The sequence below is a fragment of the Sphingomonas longa genome, from assembly GCF_016892685.1.
GTDB lineage: Bacteria > Pseudomonadota > Alphaproteobacteria > Sphingomonadales > Sphingomonadaceae > Sphingomonas > Sphingomonas longa.
On record NZ_JAFEMC010000003.1, the window covers coordinates 211,423 to 231,717 of the forward strand.

The 20,295-nt window shown below is 67.7% G+C and carries 23 protein-coding genes; 17 read left to right on the forward strand and 6 right to left on the reverse strand.

Features of this window, described 5'->3' with window-relative positions; genetic code table 11:
- Positions 1-69 precede the first annotated feature (69 nt).
- On the reverse strand, positions 70-1,269 hold the full coding sequence (gene sucC / locus ILT43_RS10925) for an ADP-forming succinate--CoA ligase subunit beta (RefSeq protein ID WP_204199000.1): 1,200 nt from the start codon (positions 1,267-1,269) through the stop codon (positions 70-72).
- A 203-nt stretch (positions 1,270-1,472) separates the two neighbouring features.
- On the opposite strand from sucC, the gene ILT43_RS10930 reads away from it, so the two are divergent.
- Positions 1,473-1,805, forward strand: coding sequence for a PilZ domain-containing protein (locus ILT43_RS10930; RefSeq protein WP_204199001.1), 333 nt, complete (start codon positions 1,473-1,475; stop codon positions 1,803-1,805).
- 184 nt (positions 1,806-1,989) lie between these two features.
- Here ILT43_RS10930 and ILT43_RS10935 read toward each other — a convergent pair whose 3' ends face one another.
- Positions 1,990-2,925: a ribose-phosphate pyrophosphokinase gene (locus ILT43_RS10935; protein WP_204199002.1), complete on the reverse strand. Its 936-nt coding sequence runs from the start codon at positions 2,923-2,925 to the stop codon at positions 1,990-1,992.
- Positions 2,926-3,026: 101 nt separating this feature from the next.
- Here ILT43_RS10935 and gltX point away from each other — a divergent pair, with 101 nt between their 5' ends.
- From gltX to ILT43_RS10980, 9 genes are all read left to right on the forward strand, one after another.
- A complete protein-coding gene (gene gltX / locus ILT43_RS10940; RefSeq protein ID WP_204199003.1) occupies positions 3,027-4,352 on the forward strand; it encodes a glutamate--tRNA ligase in 1,326 nt (441 codons plus the stop codon).
- A 108-nt stretch (positions 4,353-4,460) separates the two neighbouring features.
- Positions 4,461-5,141, forward strand: a complete 681-nt coding sequence (locus ILT43_RS10945; RefSeq protein WP_204199004.1) for an energy transducer TonB — start codon at positions 4,461-4,463, stop codon at positions 5,139-5,141.
- Positions 5,142-5,229: 88 nt separating this feature from the next.
- Positions 5,230-5,577 carry a hypothetical protein gene (locus tag ILT43_RS10950; RefSeq protein WP_204199005.1) on the forward strand — a complete coding sequence of 116 codons (348 nt, stop codon included), beginning with the start codon at positions 5,230-5,232 and terminating at the stop codon, positions 5,575-5,577.
- A gap of 20 nt (positions 5,578-5,597) precedes the next feature.
- Positions 5,598-6,536 (forward strand): bifunctional diaminohydroxyphosphoribosylaminopyrimidine deaminase/5-amino-6-(5-phosphoribosylamino)uracil reductase RibD, encoded by a 939-nt coding sequence (gene ribD, locus ILT43_RS10955; protein WP_204199006.1) that lies wholly within the window; start codon positions 5,598-5,600, stop codon positions 6,534-6,536.
- A gap of 10 nt (positions 6,537-6,546) precedes the next feature.
- Positions 6,547-7,149: a riboflavin synthase gene (locus ILT43_RS10960; protein ID WP_204199007.1), complete on the forward strand. Its 603-nt coding sequence runs from the start codon at positions 6,547-6,549 to the stop codon at positions 7,147-7,149.
- On the forward strand, positions 7,139-8,272 hold the full coding sequence (ribB, locus tag ILT43_RS10965; RefSeq protein WP_204199008.1) for a 3,4-dihydroxy-2-butanone-4-phosphate synthase: 1,134 nt from the start codon (positions 7,139-7,141) through the stop codon (positions 8,270-8,272). Before ILT43_RS10960 ends, ribB begins: the two co-directional genes overlap by 11 nt.
- A 4-nt stretch (positions 8,273-8,276) precedes the next feature.
- Positions 8,277-8,699 (forward strand): 6,7-dimethyl-8-ribityllumazine synthase, encoded by a 423-nt coding sequence (gene ribH / locus ILT43_RS10970; RefSeq protein WP_204199009.1) that lies wholly within the window; start codon positions 8,277-8,279, stop codon positions 8,697-8,699.
- 6 nt (positions 8,700-8,705) lie between these two features.
- Complete coding sequence (locus ILT43_RS10975; RefSeq protein ID WP_204199010.1) at positions 8,706-9,251, forward strand: GNAT family N-acetyltransferase; 546 nt, start codon at positions 8,706-8,708, stop codon at positions 9,249-9,251.
- Positions 9,248-9,637 carry a hypothetical protein gene (locus tag ILT43_RS10980; protein WP_204199011.1) on the forward strand — a complete coding sequence of 130 codons (390 nt, stop codon included), beginning with the start codon at positions 9,248-9,250 and terminating at the stop codon, positions 9,635-9,637. The genes ILT43_RS10975 and ILT43_RS10980 overlap by 4 nt, the downstream gene beginning before the upstream one ends.
- Positions 9,638-9,824: 187 nt before the next feature.
- Here the strand turns inward: ILT43_RS10980 and ILT43_RS10985 are convergent, their stop codons facing one another.
- Positions 9,825-10,913: an alkene reductase gene (locus tag ILT43_RS10985; protein ID WP_204199012.1), complete on the reverse strand. Its 1,089-nt coding sequence runs from the start codon at positions 10,911-10,913 to the stop codon at positions 9,825-9,827.
- A 124-nt stretch (positions 10,914-11,037) separates the two neighbouring features.
- On the opposite strand from ILT43_RS10985, the gene ILT43_RS10990 reads away from it, so the two are divergent.
- The 7 genes from ILT43_RS10990 (at position 11,038) to ILT43_RS11020 (ending at position 17,861) form a co-directional block, all read left to right on the forward strand.
- Entirely contained in the window at positions 11,038-11,994 is a 957-nt protein-coding gene (locus ILT43_RS10990) for a DMT family transporter (protein ID WP_204199013.1), read from the forward strand.
- Positions 11,991-12,692: a COQ9 family protein gene (locus ILT43_RS10995; RefSeq protein ID WP_204199014.1), complete on the forward strand. Its 702-nt coding sequence runs from the start codon at positions 11,991-11,993 to the stop codon at positions 12,690-12,692. Before ILT43_RS10990 ends, ILT43_RS10995 begins: the two co-directional genes overlap by 4 nt.
- Positions 12,693-12,811: 119 nt before the next feature.
- Positions 12,812-13,477, forward strand: a complete 666-nt coding sequence (locus tag ILT43_RS11000) for a PEPxxWA-CTERM sorting domain-containing protein (RefSeq protein WP_204199015.1) — start codon at positions 12,812-12,814, stop codon at positions 13,475-13,477.
- Between the two features lie 92 nt (positions 13,478-13,569).
- Positions 13,570-13,821 (forward strand): FeoA family protein, encoded by a 252-nt coding sequence (locus tag ILT43_RS11005; protein WP_204199016.1) that lies wholly within the window; start codon positions 13,570-13,572, stop codon positions 13,819-13,821.
- 21 nt (positions 13,822-13,842) lie between these two features.
- On the forward strand, positions 13,843-15,696 hold the full coding sequence (gene feoB, locus ILT43_RS11010; protein WP_204199017.1) for a FeoB small GTPase domain-containing protein: 1,854 nt from the start codon (positions 13,843-13,845) through the stop codon (positions 15,694-15,696).
- Between the two features lie 12 nt (positions 15,697-15,708).
- Positions 15,709-16,299, forward strand: coding sequence for a single-stranded DNA-binding protein (gene ssb / locus ILT43_RS11015; protein WP_204199018.1), 591 nt, complete (start codon positions 15,709-15,711; stop codon positions 16,297-16,299).
- A gap of 5 nt (positions 16,300-16,304) precedes the next feature.
- Positions 16,305-17,861 carry a sensor histidine kinase gene (locus ILT43_RS11020; RefSeq protein WP_204199019.1) on the forward strand — a complete coding sequence of 519 codons (1,557 nt, stop codon included), beginning with the start codon at positions 16,305-16,307 and terminating at the stop codon, positions 17,859-17,861.
- 244 nt (positions 17,862-18,105) lie between these two features.
- Here ILT43_RS11020 and ILT43_RS11025 read toward each other — a convergent pair whose 3' ends face one another.
- The 3 genes from ILT43_RS11025 to metX are packed head-to-tail and all read right to left on the reverse strand — an operon-like array spanning position 18,106 to position 20,259.
- On the reverse strand, positions 18,106-18,498 hold the full coding sequence (locus tag ILT43_RS11025) for a response regulator (protein WP_204199020.1): 393 nt from the start codon (positions 18,496-18,498) through the stop codon (positions 18,106-18,108).
- Between the two features lie 43 nt (positions 18,499-18,541).
- Entirely contained in the window at positions 18,542-19,138 is a 597-nt protein-coding gene (metW, locus tag ILT43_RS11030; protein ID WP_204199021.1) for a methionine biosynthesis protein MetW, read from the reverse strand.
- Positions 19,135-20,259, reverse strand: coding sequence for a homoserine O-acetyltransferase MetX (metX, locus tag ILT43_RS11035; protein WP_204199022.1), 1,125 nt, complete (start codon positions 20,257-20,259; stop codon positions 19,135-19,137). Before metX ends, metW begins: the two co-directional genes overlap by 4 nt.
- Positions 20,260-20,295: the final 36 nt, after the last annotated feature.

A 20,295-nucleotide genomic window follows, 5' to 3' on the forward strand; every position in this document is an offset into this window, starting at 1 on the left:
GCATGCCCTCAACGAAAAAGGGCCCGGACGTTTCCGCCGGGCCCCTTCGAACATCGGGTCAGGCGCGGCTCACGCCGCCTTCTGGACCTCGGCGACGATCTTCTTCGCCGCATCGCCCAGGTCGTTGGCGGGGACGATCGCGAGACCGGAGTTCGCGAGAATGTCCTTGCCGGCCTGCACGTTGGTGCCTTCCAGACGGACGACCAGCGGCACCGACAGGTTCACTTCCTTCGCCGCGGCGACGATGCCCTCGGCGATGATGTCGCACTTCATGATGCCGCCGAAGATGTTGACCAGAATGCCCTTTACCGCGGGATCGGCGAGGATGATCTTGAACGCCGCGGTCACCTTTTCCTTGTTGGCGCCGCCGCCGACGTCGAGGAAGTTGGCCGGGAACATGCCGTTCAGCTTGATGATGTCCATCGTCGCCATCGCGAGGCCGGCGCCGTTGACCATGCAGCCGATATCGCCGTCGAGCTTGATGTACGCGAGGTCGTACTTCGACGCCTCCAGCTCCATCGCATCCTCTTCGGTGGTGTCGCGCAGTTCCATCAGGTCCTTGTGACGGAACATCGCATTGCCGTCGAAGGCGACCTTGGCGTCGAGCACCATGAGCTTGCCGTCATCGGTGACGGCGAGCGGGTTGATCTCGATCTGCTCGGCATCGGTGCCGAGGAACGCGTCGTAGAGCTTCGAAGCGGTCGATGCGGCCTGCTTGGCGAGGTCGCCGGTCAGTTCCAGCGCAGCGGCGACGGCGCGGCCGTGGTGCGGCATGAAGCCGGTCGCGGCGTCGATGTCGATCGAGTGGATCTTCTCCGGCGTGTCGTGCGCCACGGTTTCGATGTCCATGCCGCCTTCGGTGCTGGCGACCATCGACACGCGGCCGGTCGCGCGGTTGACGAGCAGCGCGAGGTAGAATTCCTTGGCGATGTCGACGCCGTCGGTCACGTACAGGCGATTGACCTGCTTGCCCGCATCACCGGTCTGGATGGTGACGAGCGTGTTGCCGAGCATGTCGGTCGCCGCCGCGCGAACTTCATCGGCCGTCTTGGCGAGGCGTACGCCGCCCTTGGCGTCGGGGCCGAGTTCCTTGAATTTGCCCTTGCCGCGGCCACCCGCGTGGATCTGCGCCTTCACGACGTAGAGCGGCCCGGGCAGCTTCTCGGTGGCGGCGACGGCTTCCTCGACGCTCATCGCGGCGAAACCGGCAGGCACGGGCACGCCGAACTTCGCGAGGAGTTCCTTGGCCTGATATTCGTGAATGTTCATGGGATCATCCGCCTTTCTGGCTACGCATCATGCGAGAGGGTCTGGAGGCTTTGCGCGCCCCTAAAGCACAGGGGGGCGATCAAATCCACCCCTTGCGTCGCTGCTATTGCATGCCGTTTGCAATAAGCCAGTTCGGTGTCGGTCGGATCGGTCGAACGCGCCGTTATCCGAAAAATAACCATTCAAGGCGCAGTGAGGTGTTCATGGAACGCCCGGTCTTCACGCCGCCCTTCGAATCCGTCCCCGGAGAGGATCACCGCCACGCGTTGCGCCGCGCGGTGAAGATGCGTGCGCACCTGCGCGACCGCGGCCAGACCAAGTTCGAAATCGACGTAGTCGACCTGTCGATGTCGGGCTTTCGCGCGGAGACGAGCTTCACCCTGTGGCCGGGCACGATCGTGTGGCTGACGCTGCCGGGGCTGGCACCGCTGGAGGCGGTCGTCGCGTGGCGGGACAAGTTCCGTTACGGCTGTGCGTTCAACAAGCCGCTGCACCCGGCGGTGTTCGAGCATATCGTCGGCCTGGGAAACCGCTAAACGGTTCCACAGGCCCGGCCGGCGGGTCGGCGAAGCCCAACCCGACCGACGGCAGCTTTGCCGCCGGAATTACCTCAAAACGTTCGCTATCCTGCGCCGCGCCGCCGGCAAAGCCGCAGTCGAAAGAGTCCGGCACCGCCGGCTCGCCGTCCGAGCAGTCTCTTCGACTGATCGGCAAAGGCGCTCAATCGAAGAGACTGCTCACACTCGTCTCGTCCGCGATGCGCTTGATCGCCTCGCCCAGCAACGGCGCGATCGGCAGGTGGCGAATGCGGGTCGTCGCACCGATCGACTCGTGGTTGCCGATCGAATCGGTGATGACCAGCTCGGTCAGGCTCGACCCGTCGACCCGCGCCACCGCGCCGCCCGACAGCACGCCGTGCGTGACATAGGCGACGACATCCTCCGCCCCTGCCTCGCGCAACGCCGCCGCCGCGTTGCAAAGCGTGCCCGCCGAATCGACGATGTCGTCGATCAGGACGCAGAAGCGGCCCTCGACATCGCCGATGATGTTCATCACCTCCGACTCGCCCGCGCGCTCGCGGCGCTTGTCGACGATCGCCAGCGGTGCGTTGTCGAGTCGCTTGGCGAGTTGGCGCGCACGAACCACGCCGCCCACGTCGGGCGATACGACCATCAGGTTCTTGCCCTTGAACCGCGCCAATATGTCCGCCGACATCACCGGCGCGGCGTAGAGGTTGTCGGTCGGGATATCGAAGAAGCCCTGGATCTGCCCGGCGTGCAGGTCGACCGACAGCACGCGGTCCGCGCCGGCGACGGTGATGAGGTTCGCGACCAGCTTGGCGGAGATCGGCGTGCGCGGCCCCGGCTTCCGGTCCTGTCGCGCATAGCCCATGTACGGGATCACGGCGGTGATCCGCCGCGCCGACGCCCGCTTCAGCGCGTCGATGATGATGAGCAATTCCATCAGGTTGTCGTTGGCCGGAAAGCCGGTCGACTGGATCACGAACACGTCCTCGCCCCGGACGTTCTCCTGGATCTCGACGAACACCTCCTCGTCGGCGAAGCGGCGGACCAGCGCGTCGGTCAGCGGCAGTTCCAGATACTGCGCGATCGCGGTCGCGAGCGGCAGGTTCGAATTGCCGGTGATGAGTTTCATGCGTCGTTCCTGAACCGCCCCGTAGGACGCTCCCCTTACCCCCGTGCAACATGGATGCAATGTTCTTGGCCCAGGGTCGCGTGCGACCTAGAGCGCGCAGCATGATCGTCACGCGCTTCGCCCCCTCGCCCACCGGCCGCCTGCATGTCGGCAACATCCGCACCGCATTGCATAACTTCATGTGGGCACGGGCGAACGGCGGACGCTTCCTGCTGCGCATCGACGACACCGATGCGGAGCGGAGCGAGGAGCGTTTCGTCGATGCTATCCGCAGCGATCTCGGCTGGCTCGGCCTGACACCCGATGCGGAGGTCCGCCAGTCGGAACGATTCGCGCTGTATCAGGCGCGGTTCGACGCGCTGGTCGCGGCGGGGCGCGTCTATCCGGCCTATGAGACGGCGCAGGAACTGGACCTGAAGCGCAAGATCCTGCTCGGCCGCGGCCTGCCGCCGGTCTACGACCGCGCCGCCCTGACGCTGACCGACGACCAGCGCACGGCGCTGGAGGCGGATGGCATTACGCCGCACTGGCGCTTCCGGCTGGACCACGCTGCGCCGATCACGTGGGACGATCTGATCCGCGGGCCGCAGCGCTTCGATCCGGTGACGATGAGCGACCCCGTCGTCCGCCGCGCCGACGGATCGTGGCTGTATATGCTGCCTTCCGCGATCGACGATGTGGAGATGGGCGTGACTCATGTCGTTCGTGGCGAGGATCACGTGTCGAACACCGCACTGCAATTGCAGATGTTCGACGCGATGGGCGCGCCCCCGCCCGCCTTCGCGCACGAGGCGCTGCTGACCGGCAGCGAGGGCAAATTGTCGAAGCGGCTTGGTGCGCTTGGCCTCGATCATTTTCGTGCGGAGGGCATCGAGCCGCAGGCGATCCGTGCCCTGCTCGCGCGGCTCGGCACCAGCGACCCGGTCGAGGCAATCGACGACGCCGCGCTGATCGCGACGTTCGACTTCGCCCGCTTCGGTCGTGCGCCGGCACGGTTCGACGAGGCGGAACTCGCGCAACTGAACGCCAAGATCCTGCACACCTTGCCGTACGAGGAGGTCGCTGACCGATTGCCGGCGGGCATGGACGCCGCGGCATGGAACGCGGTCCGCCCGAACCTGAGTGCGGTCAAGGACGCCGCCGACTGGTGGGGGGTCGTGGAAGGACCGATCGCCGTGCTCGATCTCGACGCGGACGACCGCGCCTATCTGGCCGATGCCGCGCAGGTCGCCGCGACGATCGACTGGGCTACCGATCCCTGGCACGCGCTGACCGGCGCGTTGAAGGCGACGACTGGCCGCAAGGGCAAGACGCTGTTCCTGCCACTGCGACGGGCGCTGACCGGCCTCGACCACGGGCCCGACATGGCGGCGTTGCTGCCGCTGATCGGGCGGGAGCGCGCGCTGGCCCGGCTGACGCTGGAATAGGCGCATAACGCAATGAAACCGGCGCTTGCACCGGTTACGATATGATGTAACATCCTTCATGCGGTTGGCCGACTCGCACCTTGTCACTCTGGTGAAGGAGCGTTGCTGATGTATGCGGATCGTTATGGCGGGCCTGCGCGTGCCCGGTTCAACCCCGGCGGCCTTGCGGCGGCGATCGGGATCAACGCGGCGGTCATCGCGGCACTCATGGTTGCCGCGCCGATCGTGACGGGACGCCCGACCGCCGATCCACCGCTCGTCACGATCTTCAGACCGATCGACCCGCCCCCACCCCCCGAGCCCAAGCCGGCCGATCCACGGGTCAGCGCGGAACCTCGCCCGGCGCCGCCACTGGATGCGCCGAAACCGATCGTCGAGACGCCGATCGACTCGCCCCTGACCGGCACCGTCGATCCCCTGCCGCCGCTCCCCTACAACGCCCAGCCCGGCACGGGCACCGCGACGGAGGCGGTCCCGGAACCCAAGCCGCTGCCTCCGCCACTGATCGTCGGGCCTGCCGTCGATTCGCGCTACGCCGGCGATTTCCAGCCCGACTATCCCCCGTCCGAACGCCGTCTCGGCAACGAGGGCAAGGTCACGGTGCGCGTGCTCGTCGGCGCGGATGGTCGCGTCAAACAGGTCGAGCGGGTCAGTGCGAGCAGCGACGCGTTCTTCCGCGTCACCGAACAACGCGCCCTGTCGCGCTGGCGCTTCCGCGCCGGCACCCGCGACGGCGTCGCCGAGGCGGCGTGGCGGGTGATGACCGTGACGTTCCGGATGGAGGACTGACCCGCCCCTCTCGTGCTCCCGCCGCTGCGAGAGCACGAGAGGAACGACACCACTGGCAACTGCGCGCCAACGGGCCTATTTTCTCCAGATGCAGTTCTTTTCCCGCATGTCGCCGGTGAGCGCGATCCGCGATCTCCGTGCCTTCCTCGCCACGCGCACGCGGATCGATCTCGCGTTCCTCGTCGCGTCGATGCTCATCACCGGCTTCTTCATCTACGCCTTCGCGCACGACAGCCGCGTCGACCCGACGTACAAGCGCGACATCGTCTATGTCGAACAATGGCCGGAGAACCGCACCGATGCGGAGATCGTCGCCCAGCAAAAGATCGACGCGCCGATCAAGGCCGCCGCCCTGAAGGCGCAGGCCGATGCGGAGGCGGAGAAGCGCGCGTCGTTCAAGCGCCTGGACGACAAGCTGAAGGGCTGGGGCATCTGACCCACGCCGACGCGCGCTGGATGGCGGCGGCGCTGACGCTGGCGGAGCGGACGCGGGGGCGCACTGCCCCCAACCCCAATGTCGGCTGCGTCATCGTCAAAGCCGGTCGTGTCATCGGCCGCGGCTGGACCGCGGCAGGAGGACGCCCCCACGCCGAAGCTGCGGCACTGGCGCAGGCCGGCACAGAGTCGCGCGGCGCGACTTGCTACGTCACGCTCGAACCCTGCGCGCATGTGTCGCCGCGTGGCCCCGCGTGCAGCGACCTGCTCGTCGCGGCCGGCGTCATGCGCGTGGTCGGTGCGATCGAGGACCCCGACCCCCGCACTGCCGGGGCCGGCTTTGCCCGCCTGCGCAGCGCAGGCATCATCGTCGATGTCGGAACCGGCGCGGCCGGTGCCCGCCGGACGATGGCCGGCTTCCTGACCCGGCACACGCTCGACCGCCCGTTCGTCACGCTGAAGCTCGCGACCTCGCTCGACGGCATGATCGCGACCGCATCGGGGCAAAGCCGCTGGATCACCGGCCCCGAAGCCCGCGCGCACGTCCACCTCGAACGCAGCCGGCACGAAACGATCCTGGTCGGCCGCGGCACGCAGGATGCCGACGCGCCGAAGCTCGACGTCCGCCTGCGGGGACTGGAGGACCGCTCGCCGCGCCGGTTCATCCTGTCCGCGGCCACGACCGGCGACAGCGTCATCGCTGCTCCTGACGCCATCGGCGACCTTCCCGGCGACCATCTGTTCGTGGAGGGTGGTGCCGCCACCGCCGCCGCCTTCCTGCGCCATGACCTTGTCGACCGGCTGCTGCTCTACCGCGCGCCGATCCTGATCGGCGGCGGTCGCCCGGCCGTCACCGATGTCGGCCTGTCCGATCTGGGCGACGCGCATGGCCGCTGGCGGCTCTACGATGCGCGTGCGCTTGGCAGCGACCGGTTGGAAGTCTACGAGCGCGCCAGATAGACGAGGGTCCATGTTCACCGGCATCATCACCGACATCGGCACGATCGAGGCCGTGGAGCATCGCGGCGACGCGCGCGTGCGGATCGCGACCGCCTACGACACCGGCACCGTCGATCTGGGCGCGTCGATCGCCTGTTCGGGCGTCTGCCTGACGGTGGTCGACAAGGGTCCCGGCTGGTTCGCGGTCGACGTGTCCGGGGAAACGATCGCCCGCACCGCCGATCAGTGGCGCGAAGGTCGCACGCTGAACCTGGAACGCGCGATGAAGCTGGGCGACGAACTCGGCGGCCACATCGTCACCGGTCACGTCGACGGTGTCGCGCATATCGTCTCGGTCGAACCCGACGGCGATTCCAAGCGCATCCTGTTCTCGGTTCCGCCCGCCCTCGCACCCTTCCTCGCCACCAAAGGCTCGATCACGGTCGACGGCGTGTCGCTGACCGTCAACGCCGTCACCGACGCGGCGGACGCGACCGAGTTCGGCGTCAACGTCATTCCGCATACGCAGGCCGCGACGACGCTCGGCGCCCTGACCGTGGCCGACACCGTCAACATCGAGATCGACGTGCTGGCGCGCTACCTGCAACGGATGGAGCATTATCGTGGCCGCTAATCCGGAGCTGGCGCGCCTCCGCCACGCCTTCCTGTCCTCGCCCGAGGAGATCATCGACGAGGCGCGCAACGGCCGCATGTTCATCCTCGTCGATGACGAGGATCGCGAGAACGAGGGCGACCTCGTCATCCCCGCGCAGATGGCGACGCCCGAAAAGATCAACTTCATGGCCCGCCACGGCCGCGGTCTGATCTGCCTCGCGATGGCCAAGCGCCGCGTCGACGAACTCGGCCTCGACCTGATGAGCCGCAACAACGGCACCCGTCACGAGACCGCCTTCACCGTCTCGATCGAGGCCCGCGAGGGCGTGACGACGGGCATCTCCGCCGCCGACCGCGCGCGCACGATTGCCGTGGCGATCGACGGCACGAAGGGCGCGGCCGACATCGTGACGCCCGGCCACGTCTTCCCACTGGTCGCGCGCGACGGCGGCGTGCTGGTACGCGCCGGCCATACCGAAGCGGCCGTCGACGTCTCGCGTCTCGCCGGGCTCAATCCCTCCGGCGTGATCTGCGAGATCATGAACGAGGACGGGACGATGGCGCGGATGGACGACCTGGTGTCGTTCGCGCAATTGCACGGCCTGAAGATCGGCACGATCCGCGACCTGATCGCCTATCGCCGCCGCTACGACCATCTCGTCGAGAAAAAGGCGGAGGCGAAGTTCACCAGCCGCTGGGGTGGCGAATGGACCACCCGCGCCTATCGCAACACCGCGACGGGCACCGAGCAGGTGGCGCTGGTCAAGGGGCGGATCGACCCGTCGCAGCCGGTGCTGGTGCGGATGCACGCTTTGTCCCCTTACGGCGACATCTTCGGCGAGGAGTCGGCACGCGGCGGCCTGCTCCAGCGATCGATGGAGATGATCGCCGAAGCCGGATCGGGCGTCATCGTCCTCATCAACCGCCAGCGCGCCGATGCCTTCACCACCGCCGTCCGGCGACAGGCGGGCGAGCAGGTCGAGGTGCCGATGGAGGAACTGCGCGACTACGGCGTCGGCGCAATGATCCTGGCGGAACTCGGCGTGCATGACATGATCCTGCTCACGAACACCCACCACACCCTTGTCGGGCTCGACGGTTACGGCCTGTCGATCGTCGGCGAGCGGCGCATCGAGGACTGATAGCTTGGCCCATATCCTGATCGTCGAGGCGCGCTTCTACGACCATCTCAACGACCTGCTGGTCGCCGGCGCACGCGCCGCGATCGAGGCAGCCGGCCACACGCACGAAACGGTGTCGGTACCCGGCGCGCTGGAGATTCCCGCCGCCATCGCGCTGGCGGCGGAGACGGACCGCTATGACGGCTTCGTCGCGATCGGTGTCGTCATCCGCGGCGAGACCTATCATTTCGAGATCGTCGCGGGCGAAAGCGCGCGCGGCATCATGGCGCTGACGATGGACGGACTCGCCATCGGCAATGGTATCCTGACGGTCGAGAACGAGGCGCAGGCGCTGACCCGTGCCCGCCCCGACGAAAAGGACAAGGGCGGCGAGGCGGCAAAGGCGGCGCTCGCCCTGCTCGACGTGCGCGAGCGCTTCGGCGGCTGACGCGGGATGACCGGCGGCCCGATCCTCTTCACCCCGCGCCTGATGCTCAGGCCGCTGGCGGCAGAGGATTTGGAGCCGTGGGTCGCCTTCCACGCCGATCCCGACACGATGCGCTTCCTCGGTGGCGTGCAGGCGCGCAGCGTCGCATGGCGCTCGCTGTGCGGCATGGCGGGCGCGTGGACCATCCGCGGCTTCTCCATGTTCACCGTCGTCGAACGCGCGACCGGCGCATGGGTCGGACGCATCGGCCCACACCAGCCCGACGGCTGGCCCGGAACGGAGGTCGGCTGGGGCGTCGCGCCCGCCTTTGCGGGCAAAGGTTATGCCTATGAAGCCGCGGTGGCCGCGATCGACTATGCTGTGGACGTGCTCGGCTGGACGCACGTGATCCACACGATCGATCCGGACAATCACGCCTCGATCCGGCTCGCACAACGACTGGGCGCGACCAATGGCGGCCCGGTCAGCCTGCCGCCGCCGCTCGAAGCGTTCCGCGTCGATGCCTGGGGCCAGTCCGCCGCCACGTGGCGCGCCACTCGCGCAGGACGATGAGCGAACCACCCCCACCCCGCTACCGCGTCGTCGAGCGGGGTCGCCGGCTCGAAGTGATCGACACCCGCGCCGCACCGGTCGACCCGGTACCCGCGCCTAAACTATTCCCCCGCCAGATGCGCTTCGACGGCGGCGGCGAGATCACCACGCGCACCTTCTACGACGCGAAAGGACCACGCACGATCCGGCTCGACAGCGTCAGTGCCGCGACGATCGGCCGGGTGAAGATCGTGGCGCTGTTCGCCCTGTTCGCGTTCATCGCCGCCGCGGTGGCGACGCCGTGGCTGCTCGCCATCCCGTTCGCGCTGTTCAACAAGGGTGTGCGCAAACCGGCCCGCGACGGCATCACCCGGTGGCTCGACGGGATCGTCGCCCGCGGGGGTTGAAGTGAGCGGTCGCAGGAGCGCCACGGCGCTTTCAACCATCCACCCCGGCGAAGGCCGGGGTCCAGTTGCCGCACGGGCAGTGAATCTCACCAAGCTCGTCGAAACTGGATCCGGCCTCCGCCGGGAGAGGTTGAGGCTGCGCTCGACCCGAAGCCACCAAAGCTCCGGGTCGAAACGGCGACAGGCGCTACGCCGCCTCGGTTACCAGCGCGGGATAGTCGATATACCCCTCCGGCCCCTGGCTATACAGCGTCTTGGGATCGATCGGGTTGAGCGGAGCATCGTGACGCAGCCGCACCGGCAGGTCCGGATTGGCGAGGAACGTCCGCCCGAACGCGATCGCGTCCGCCGCGCCCGAATCCAGCACCGCCTGCGCCTGCGCCCGACTGGTGAAGTCGGAGTTCAGGACCAGCGGCCCGTCGAACATCTGACGGATCAGCGGCGACTGCTTCGGCGCATCGGTCGCGCCATAGGTACCGTCGGGGCCGAGCTCGCGCAGTTCGAGAAACGCGATGCCGACCTCCGACAGCGCCTTTGCCGCCGGACCGAACACCGACGCCGGGTTGCTGTCGTCGACGCCCTGCGAATTGCCGTTGGGCGACAGGCGCACCGCCGTCCGGTCCGCACCCGCGATCGACGCCACGCGCTCGGTAACCTCGCGCAACAGGCGCACCCGGTTCTCCGGGCTGCCGCCATAGCGGTCGTCGCGGAAGTTCGCGTTGTCGCGCAGGAATTCGTCAATCAGATAGCCGTTCGCCGCATGGATCTGCACGCCGTCGAATCCGGCCGCGATCGCGTTTCGCGTCGCCCGTTCGTAATCGTCGAGCAGCCGCGGGAACTCGGACACATCGAGAGGCCGCGCCGTCTCGAACGCCTGCTTCCCGTCATAGGTATGGACCGTGCCGTCCGACTTGGTCGCCGACGACGACACCGGTTGGCTACCCGTCACCGACGAGTGCACCTGCCGGCCCATGTGCCACAATTGCGCGACGATCTTGCCGCCTGCCGCGTGGACCGAGTCGGTGATCGGCTTCCAGGCCGCCGCCTGCTCGTCCGACCACAAACCGGGTGCGAAGGGCCAGCCCAGCCCCTCGCGGCTGATTCCGGTCGCTTCGGAGATGATGAGGCCCGCGCTCGCCCGCTGCGTGTAATATTGCGCCATGATCGGCGTCGGTACGGCATCGCGATCCGCCCGACCGCGGGTCAGGGGCGCCATCAGCACACGGTTCGCGGCGTGGATCGCACCCAGATCGATCGGGTCGAATAGTTCGGGCATGGAAACTCCTGTTTCAAAGGCTGTTGCGTCAACAGATAGGACGCTACAGCGCCTCATGCCCGCATCGGACCGCCCAAGAAAAACTGGTCCCCTGCAAAGCATCGATCCCCTGCAGGCCGATACTATGGCGGAATCGGAGGCGAGAGGCATCACGCCCGCTCCCCGCACCGGCTCCGCGCTTGCGTTCCTCGCCCTGATCGTGGGCAACGTCGCGCTCGCCTTCGGCCCGCTCTTCGTGCGGATGGCCGATACCGGTCCGGTCGCGGCCGGCTTCTGGCGGATCACGCTGGCGGCGCCGTTGCTCGTCGTCCTCGCAGTGGCGGGACGGGGCCAGCTGACCGACGCCGCCCCGATGATGACTCCGAAGCGGTGGACGATCCTGATCCTCGCGGGCGTGGCGTTCGCCGGCGATCTCGGCAGCTGGCACCTCGGCATCATGCGCACCACGCTCGCGAACGCGACGCTGCTGGGCAATTGCGCCACCTTCATCTTCCCGATCTACGGCTTCATCGTCGTGCGCACATGGCCCAGCCGGACGCAGGGGTTCGCGCTCGCGCTGGCCGGGGCGGGGGCGCTGCTGCTGCTCGGCCGGTCCTACGATCTTGATCCCGCCAATCTGGTCGGCGACGCGCTCTGCCTGACCGCGGGCCTGCTCTACGCCGTCTACTTCATCATCATGGCGGGCGTGCGGGAGCATGTGCCGCCGATGCCGGCGCTGGCCCTGTCGACGATCGCCAGCATCGTGCCGCTGCTGATCTTCGCCGTCGCGTTGGGGGAGACGGTGATGCCGACCGCGTGGGGTCCGCTGCTGGGGCTCGCGCTCGTCAGTCAGGTGTTGGGCCAGGGATGCATGATCTTCGCACTCGGCAAGGCGTCGCCGTTGATGGTCGGCATCACCTTGCTGATCCAGCCGGTGGTCGCCGCGACGATCGGCTGGCTGATCTATGGCGAGCGGCTCGGTGCCGTCGACTGGATCGGCATCGCGATGGTTGCCGCCGCGCTCGTGCTGGTCCGCCGCCGGCCCGTGGTTGCACCGGAGCCGGTCAGCCCTCATGTGCAGGAGCCGAGGAGCATAGCATGATCGCCGATCCCACCACGCTTGAGCCGCACGCCGCACCGGCCGATCCGACGCTGGACGAGCTGCGCCTCGAACTGGCGCCCGCGATCGCCGCCAATGCCGCGTTCGACGGGTGGAGCGAAGCGGCGCTGGCGATGGCGGCCGAAGGCAACGGCGTCGATCCGGACATCGCGACGCTGGCGTTCGCCGGCGACCGCGGCGTCAGCGCAGTGGAGATGATCGACGCGTGGTTCGCGACCATCGACCGGCGGATGGCGGAGATGCTGCCACCCGAAGCGCTCGCGACGATGAAGATCCGCGCCCGCATCGCCGCGCTGGTCGAGGCGCGGCTGACGATCCTCGCCCCGGACCGGGAGGCCTTGCGCCGCGCGCTGACGATCCTCGCCATGCCGCAGAACGTCGCCCGCGCCGCGAAGCTGGGCTGGCGCAGCGTCGATGCGATCTGGCGTCTCGCCGGCGACACCGCCACCGATTACAATCACTATACGAAGCGCACGATCCTGCTCGGCGTCTACGGTGCCACCGTGACCGTCTTCCTCAACGACGAGAGTGAGGGCCATGCCGACACGCGGGCTTTCCTCGATCGCCGCATCGACGGCATCATGCGCTTCGAAAAGGCCAAGGCCGGCTTCCTGAAGCGTACCGAGCACCGCCCCAGCCTGTCCCGCTTCATCGGCCGGTTGCGCTACCCCGCCGTCTGATCGCGGCAGGGGCGCTGTCGTTTTCCGCGATGGGCATGCCGCAATGTAACGGCGCTGTCATCTTGGCCGTCTAGCGCGACCGGACCGATTTATCGTTCCGATTCAAAGGATAACGTCTGATGATGAAGCGCATCGCGGCCATCGCGCTGCTGGCCGGCAGCGCCGCTCCCGCCGCCGCCGCCGCCGTTCTCGACTTCGATGCCGCCCGCGGTCGCAACGGCCGCACCGGCTATGTCTATGGCCCGTGGGTGGAGGATGGCTTCCGCGTCTCCGCCGATCGCTGCCCCGCGAACAACGGTGCCTGCTTCGTGACGACCGGTACGACGCTCACCAGCCTCGACCGCACCGGCGCGGCGCTGACCAACCAGCTCGGCGGCGCGGTCGTCACCGTCGCCCGCGTCGATGGCGCGGCGTTCGTGCTCGACGAACTGACGATGGCCAACAATTACGGCAACTTCAGCGGCTTCGGGCCGGTGACGATGGATGTCGATTTCACCTTCGCCTTTGCCGACGGCTCCAGTCGCGCGCAGACCTATGTCCTCGACAATTTCGCCGGGCAGCGCCTGACGCCGAATGTCCTGACCTTCGACCTGTCGCCGCTGCTGTCGTTCAGCTTCACGCCGCGCGCCGGGTCGAGCGGGTTCGTGCAGTTCGACAACATCCGGCTCGGCGACGTGGCGGCGGTGCCGGAACCGGCCAGCTGGGCGATGATGATCGTCGGAATCGGTGCCGCGGGTGGTGCGCTGCGCCGGCGCAGGACGCATGCCGTCGTCACCCTCGGATGACCCACGGGACCGGCCGCGATTCCCTTGCGGCCGGTCCCGCCTCGCCGACGAGGTTATTGATAATCAATCGCAGGCCTTCTATGTGGCGAGTCATGGTTCCCGACCGCCTCGATACCCTTCCCCGTCATCGCCGGGCGTTGATCGCCGCGATCGACTGGACGCGCCTCGCCGATCCCGAGGCGCGCCGGTTGCGAGAACTGGGCTTCGACGAGGGTGTCGGGGTCGAGGTGCTGCACCGCGCGTCGATCGGCGGCGGACCGATCGCGTGCCGGATCGGCCGGATGACGGTGGCGCTGCGCCGCGCCGTCGCCGCCAGCATCCACGTCGCGCCGCTCGCCGGCTGACCAGCCATCGAACATCGCCCGGTGCATGCCGCGCCCCTGGTGGCGCTGGTCGGTAATCCCAATGCCGGCAAGAGCGCGCTGTTCAACGCCCTGACGGGTGCCCGGCAAAAGGTCGGCAATTATCCCGGCGTCACGGTGGAACGGCATTCGGGCCGCATGGTGCTGGACGATGGTCGCCCGATCGAACTGGTCGACCTGCCTGGCGCATACAGCCTCGATCCCTCCTCCCCCGACGAGCGCGTCACGCGCGATGTCGTGACCGGGCGCGGCGGCTTCGAACGCCTGCCGGACGCGCTGGTGGTGGTGGTCGATGCCGCCAATCTCGACAATCACTTGCGCTTCACGTTGCAGCTGATTGCGCTCGGCGTCCCCGTTATCGTCGCGCTGAACATGATCGATCTGGCGGAGCGCGACGGCCTCGTCCTCGATCCGGCCGTGCTGGAGCGCGAACTCGGCGTCCCCGTCGTCTCCACCGTCGCAGTGCGCCGTCGCGGGCTGGACGAACTGCGCGCGAAGCTGTCGCCACTGCTCGGCGGCCATCCGGTGCCGGCCGTGGACCGGGTCGAGGAGAACATCGTCGTCCTGCAACGCCGCGCCCGCACGATCGCGGCGGCGGCAACGGTGTCGGAAACACCCGCACGCCGCTGGGCGCACTGGCTCGACGCGGTCGCGCTGCATCCGGTCGTCGGCCCGCTGCTGCTCGTCGCGATCCTGTTCGTCATGTTCCAGGCGGTGTTCAGCTGGGCGGCCACCCCCGCCGACATGATCGACGTGGCGTTCGGCGGGCTGGAGGGTTGGGTCCGCGAGACGGCACCCGACGGCTTCTGGCGATCGCTGGTGACCGACGGCCTGATCGCCGGCGTAGGTGCGGTCATCGTGTTCCTGCCGCAGATCCTGATCCTGTTCCTCTTCATTCTGGTGCTGGAGGCGTCGGGCTACATGGTCCGCGCCGCGTTCCTGATGGACCGGTTGATGGCGACCGTCGGCCTGTCCGGCCGTGCGTTCATCCCGCTGCTGTCGAGCTTCGCCTGCGCCGTCCCCGGCATCATGGCGACACGCACGATCGAGGACGAGAAGGACCGGCTGACCACGATTCTCATCGCCCCGCTGATGACGTGCAGCGCGCGCTGGCCGGTCTACACGCTCATCATCGGCGCGATGATCCCCAACATCCAGGTGTTGCCGTTCGTGCGCCTCCAGGGGCTCGTCATGTTCGGCCTGCTCGTGATGGGGGTCGCCGGTGCCTACGTCGCCGCGCTGCTGCTCCGCCGCACCGTCACCAAGGGCGCATCGTCGGGCTTCATGATGGAGATGCCCAAATACCAGTGGCCGCGCTGGCAGGATATCGGCATCGGCCTGTGGACGCGCGCGATGATCTTCCTGAAGCGCGCCGGCACGATCATCGCCGCGACGACGGTGGTGCTGTGGCTGCTGCTCAGCTTCCCCAAACCGCCACCGGGCAGCAATATCAGCCCGGTCGATTATTCGATTGCCGGCCGCATCGGCAACGGCATCGAGACGGTCGTCGCCCCGATCGGCTTCAACCGCGACATCGCCTTGGCGCTGCTGCCGGCGATGGCCGCGCGCGAGGTCGCGGTGTCCGCGATCGGCACCGTCTACGCGATCGACGATGCGGAGGGCGAATCGGGTACGCGTGCGATATCCGACCGGCTCCGCGGCCGCTGGAGCCTTCCGACCGCGCTGGCGTTCCTGATGTGGTTCGTGTTCGCGCCGCAGTGCATCTCGACGATCGCCGTGACCCGGCGGGAGACGAATGGATGGAAGTGGCCCGCCTTCATGGTCGGCTACCTTTTCGTCGCCGCCTATGTCATGGCCGGCGCGACATACTGGCTGGCGGTTGCCGTCGGCCTCTGACGAGGGAAGAAGATGGCGGGCAGCGTCAACAAGGTCATTCTGGTCGGCAACCTGGGGCGCGACCCCGAAAGCCGCTCGTTCCAGAACGGTGGCAAGGTCGTCGAGTTGCGCATCGCGACATCGGAATCGTGGAAGGACCGCAATTCCGGCGAGCGCAAGGAGAAGACCGAGTGGCACACGGTCAAGGTCTTCAACGAAGGTCTTGCGAACGTGGCGGAAAAATACCTCCGCAAGGGATCCAAGGTCTATATCGAGGGCGCACTGACCACGCGGAAGTGGCAGGACCAACAAGGTCAGGACCGCTATTCGACCGAGATCACGCTGCAAGGGTTCAACAGCGTCCTGACGATGCTCGACGGCGCCGGTGGCGGTGCAGGCGGCGGGGCAGGCGGCGGTGCCGGTGGCGGCCGTAGCGGCGGCGGTGACGATGATTGGGGCGGCGGTGGTTCGTCCTCGGGCGGTGGCTATGGTGGCGGTCGATCGGGCGGCGCGAGCGGTGGCGGAGCCGGAGGCGCGTCCGGTGGTGGCGGCGGCGCACGCGGCGGCAGCTTCGGTCAGGGCGGTGGCTTCGCGGACGATCTCGATGACGACGTGCCGTTCTGATCGGCATGAGCTTCGACAAATCCATCCTTTGCGACGATCGTAGGACGCGCGTTCTCGCGTCCTACGACACCGGCGATTTGCGCGAGGCGGGTGCGCTGGACGACATTGTCGGCTTCGCCGCGCGGCTTTGCGACACGCCGGTCGCGCTGGTGACGTTGGTCGAGGCGGAGTTTCAGCAGTTCCTGGCGCGCACGGGCATCGATCAGGACCGTACGCCCAGCGACATTTCGTTCTGCGCACACGCGCTCGGCGGGCCCGACATCTTCGAAGTCGTCGACGCGACGCGGGACCCGCGCTTTGCAGGCAACCCGCTGGTCACCGGCGATCCCTATGTCCGCTTCTATGCCGGCGCGCCGATGCTCTCTGGCGAGGGCGTCGTTCTCGGTACCGTTTGCGTCATCGACACCGTTGCCCGTCCGCTCGGCCTGACCCCTCTTCAGCGCGAAGGGCTGGCGCTGCTGGCGAAAGCGGCGATGGCACGGCTGGACGATCGCCGCACCTCGCGCGAGCAGGGCGAGGCGGAGGCGCTGTCGCGTCAGGCGCTGGAGGATAGCGAGCAGCGGTTCCGGACTCTGGCCGACACGATGCCGCAGATGGTCTGGTCGACGCTGCCCGACGGCTTCCACGATTACTACAACGCGCGCTGGTATGAATTCACCGGCGTGCCGCAGGGGTCGACCGATGGCGAGGCGTGGAACGACATCTTTCATCCCGACGATCAGGATCGCGCCTGGTCGGTGTGGCGCCACAGCCTCGAAACGGGCGATCCCTATGACATCGAATACCGGCTGAAACATTTCGACGGCACCTATCGCTGGGTTCTCGGGCGGGCCTTGCCGATCCGCGACGGCGACCATGTCATCGTCCGCTGGTTCGGCACCTGCACCGACATCCACGAACAGAAGATGGCGCTGGATGAGCGGGAGATCATCAGCCAGGAACTGTCGCACCGCATCAAGAACATCTTCGCGGTGATCGCCGGTCTCGTCGGGTTCGCTGCGCGCGCGCGTCCGGAATTCGCGCCCGCCGCGACGGATCTGCGCCAACGCATCACCGCGCTCGGCCGCGCGCACGACTTCGTCCGCCCACACAGCGCCCAGTCACGCCCGGCATCGCGTCAGGACAGTTTGCACGGCCTGCTCCAGGACCTGTTCAGCCCCTATAGCGGCGCGAACGAGGAGCGGATCGCGGTGTCCGGCGAAATGGTGTCGATCGACGACCGCTCGGCGACTCCGTTGGCGCTGCTGTTCCACGAACTCGCAACCAATGCGACCAAGTACGGTGCCCTGTCGATCGAGGGCGGCCACGTCGTCGTCGAGGTCGAGAACCGCGACGATCTGGTCATGATGACGTGGCGCGAGCGGGGCGGTCCCGTCGTCGTCGATCCGGGTGTCCATTCCGGCTTCGGCAGTCAGTTGATCGAACTCAGCGCGGTACGGCAGCTTGGTGGAACGGTCGCCAGGGACTGGCGTCCCGAGGGTCTCGTCGTTACGGTCGAAATCCCCGCCGCCGCCCTCAGCCGCGACAAGATGCCGCATCAGGATCACCGCGCGCGGCACTGACCGCTAGATTTTATCTGCCCCCTCCCCTTTAGGGGGACGGACTGGAATAGGGCTTTTCCGCAAGCAGGTCACTTGTAGAGAATCCCACGCCAACCTCCGTCAGCAGGGAAACGAGCGGGCCGCTCCATCCCGAGCTATCAGGCTTCCATATCAAAAGCCCACCCCGGCTGTGGCCAGGATGGGCTCCGATCCAACTCTGATCCTAGCGGCGCATCATCCGCGCGACCCACGCCGCTTCGTACGATTATCCCGCCGCGGCGAGCGGCTGCACCTGATCGTTGGCAACCATCGTGTCGCCGGCGGCCATCGCGGCGGCTGCTAAGATGGCGGACTCGCTGAACGGCTTCCGCACGAATCCCAATGCAGAGTCGCTGGCACCGATCTGCGCCGGATTGGCGGTCACGAACACCACTTTCACGCCGTAGTCGGCAGCGATCCGGCGCGCGATCTCGGGCCCGGTCGGCCCATCCCGAAGATTGACGTCGACGAACGCGAAGGCGCACTCGGAGGCGGCGTCCAGCGCTTCCTGCCGATCCGCTGCGATCGCGCAGACCCGGTAGCCGGCATCCGTCAGGATGCGTTCCAGATCCAGGGCGACGAAAATTTCGTCTTCGACGATCAGCGCGGTCTTGCTCATACCATGTCCAGCAGGTTCGGAGTGGGCAAACGCTTGATCTGGATCATAGTTCCTCGCGGTGCAACAGGAATACCGCGTGTTCCGCCAGCAGGTTGGCTCCCGCCGCCGCCCGTCGCGTACCCCGCGCCAGGAACCACGCCTCCTCCACCGCCACGCCGCGCTTGTTCAGGAACGCCCGGAAGTCGTCGATCGTCACGTGGTGGATGTTGGGCGTGTCGTACCACTCTTCCGGCAGCAGCGACGTCACCGGCATCCGCCCGCCCCACAGCAACGACAGCCGCACGCGCCAGTGCGCGAAGTTCGGAAAGCTGACGATCGCGCGTCGTCCGATCCGCAACAACTCGTCCAGCACCAGATGCGGGTTGCGCGTCGTCTGCAACGTCTGGCTCAGGATCGCATAATCGAAACTGGCGTCGGGGTAACCTTCCAGGTCAACATCCGCATCCCCCTGCACCGCCGCCAACCCCCGCGCGACCGCGGCGGCGACGTTGGTCGGATCGATCTCCAGCCCACGCACGTCCGCCCCCCGCTCGTCGCGCAGGCTCGCCATCAGCGCCCCGTCGCCACAGCCGACGTCCAGCACCCTTGCTCCCCGCGCCACATGCTGCGCGATGATCGCCAGATCGGGCCTGAGACTCACCGTCCACCCCGCAGGAATCCGTCGACCACGCGGTTCAGTTCGGGGCTGTCGAGCAGGAACGCGTCATGGCCGTAGGGGCTCGACAGCTCCACGAAGCTGACCGCGCGACCGGCGGCGTTGAGCGCGTGGACGATGGTGCGCGAGTCGGCGGTCGGATACAGCCAGTCGGTATCGAAGCTGACGAGGCAGAACCGCGCCGCCGTCGCGCGGAACGCATTCGCCAGCAAGCCGCCATGCTCCTCCGCCAGATCGAAATAATCCAGCGCCCGGGTGATGTAGAGGTAGGAATTGGCGTCGAACCGGTCGACGAAGCTCAACCCCTGATGCCGCAGATAGCTCTCGACCTGAAAGTCCGCGTCGAAACCGAAACCCTTCGCCCCCTCCGGCTGGTTGGCGCGCGCCTGCAATTTGCGCCCGAACTTCTCGGTCAGCCCCGCTTCCGACAGATAGGTGATGTGCGCCGCCATCCGCGCCACGGCCAGCCCGGCAGACGGCGGATCGCCCCGATGATACTCGCCGCCCTGCCAGTTCGGGTCGGCCATGATCGCCTGCCGCCCGACTTCGTGGAACGCGATGTTCTGCGCCGAATGGCGTGCCGTGGAGGCGATCACCACCGCCGCCGCGACTCGCTCCGGGAACGTCGCCGGCCAAGACAGCGCCTGCATCCCGCCCATCGATCCGCCGACCACCGCCATCAGTCGTCCGACGCCCAGATGATCGAGCAACAGCGCCTGCGCCCGCACCATGTCGCGGATCGTGATGACCGGGAACCGCATGCCCCAGGGCTGCCCGGTCGACGGGTCGATCGACGCCGGCCCGGTCGATCCCATGCAACTGCCCAGCACGTTGGAACAGATCACGAAATGCCGCGCCGGATCGATCGGCTTGCCCGGCCCGACCAGCCGCGTCCACCATCCGGGCTTGCCGGTGCGGGGGTGGGCGGAGGCGACGTGCTGGTCGCCGGTCAGCGCGTGGCAGATCAGGATCGCGTTGCCGCCGTCCGCCGCCAGCTCGCCATACGTCTCGTACGCGATGTCGATCGGGCCCAACGTCCCGCCGCCGTCCAGCCGCAGCGGCCCCGGCAGCGTCACGCGGCGCGCAAGGCCGTAGCGGTCGTCCACGCTGCGCCGGTTAGTCCGCACAGGCTGGCGGGGCAA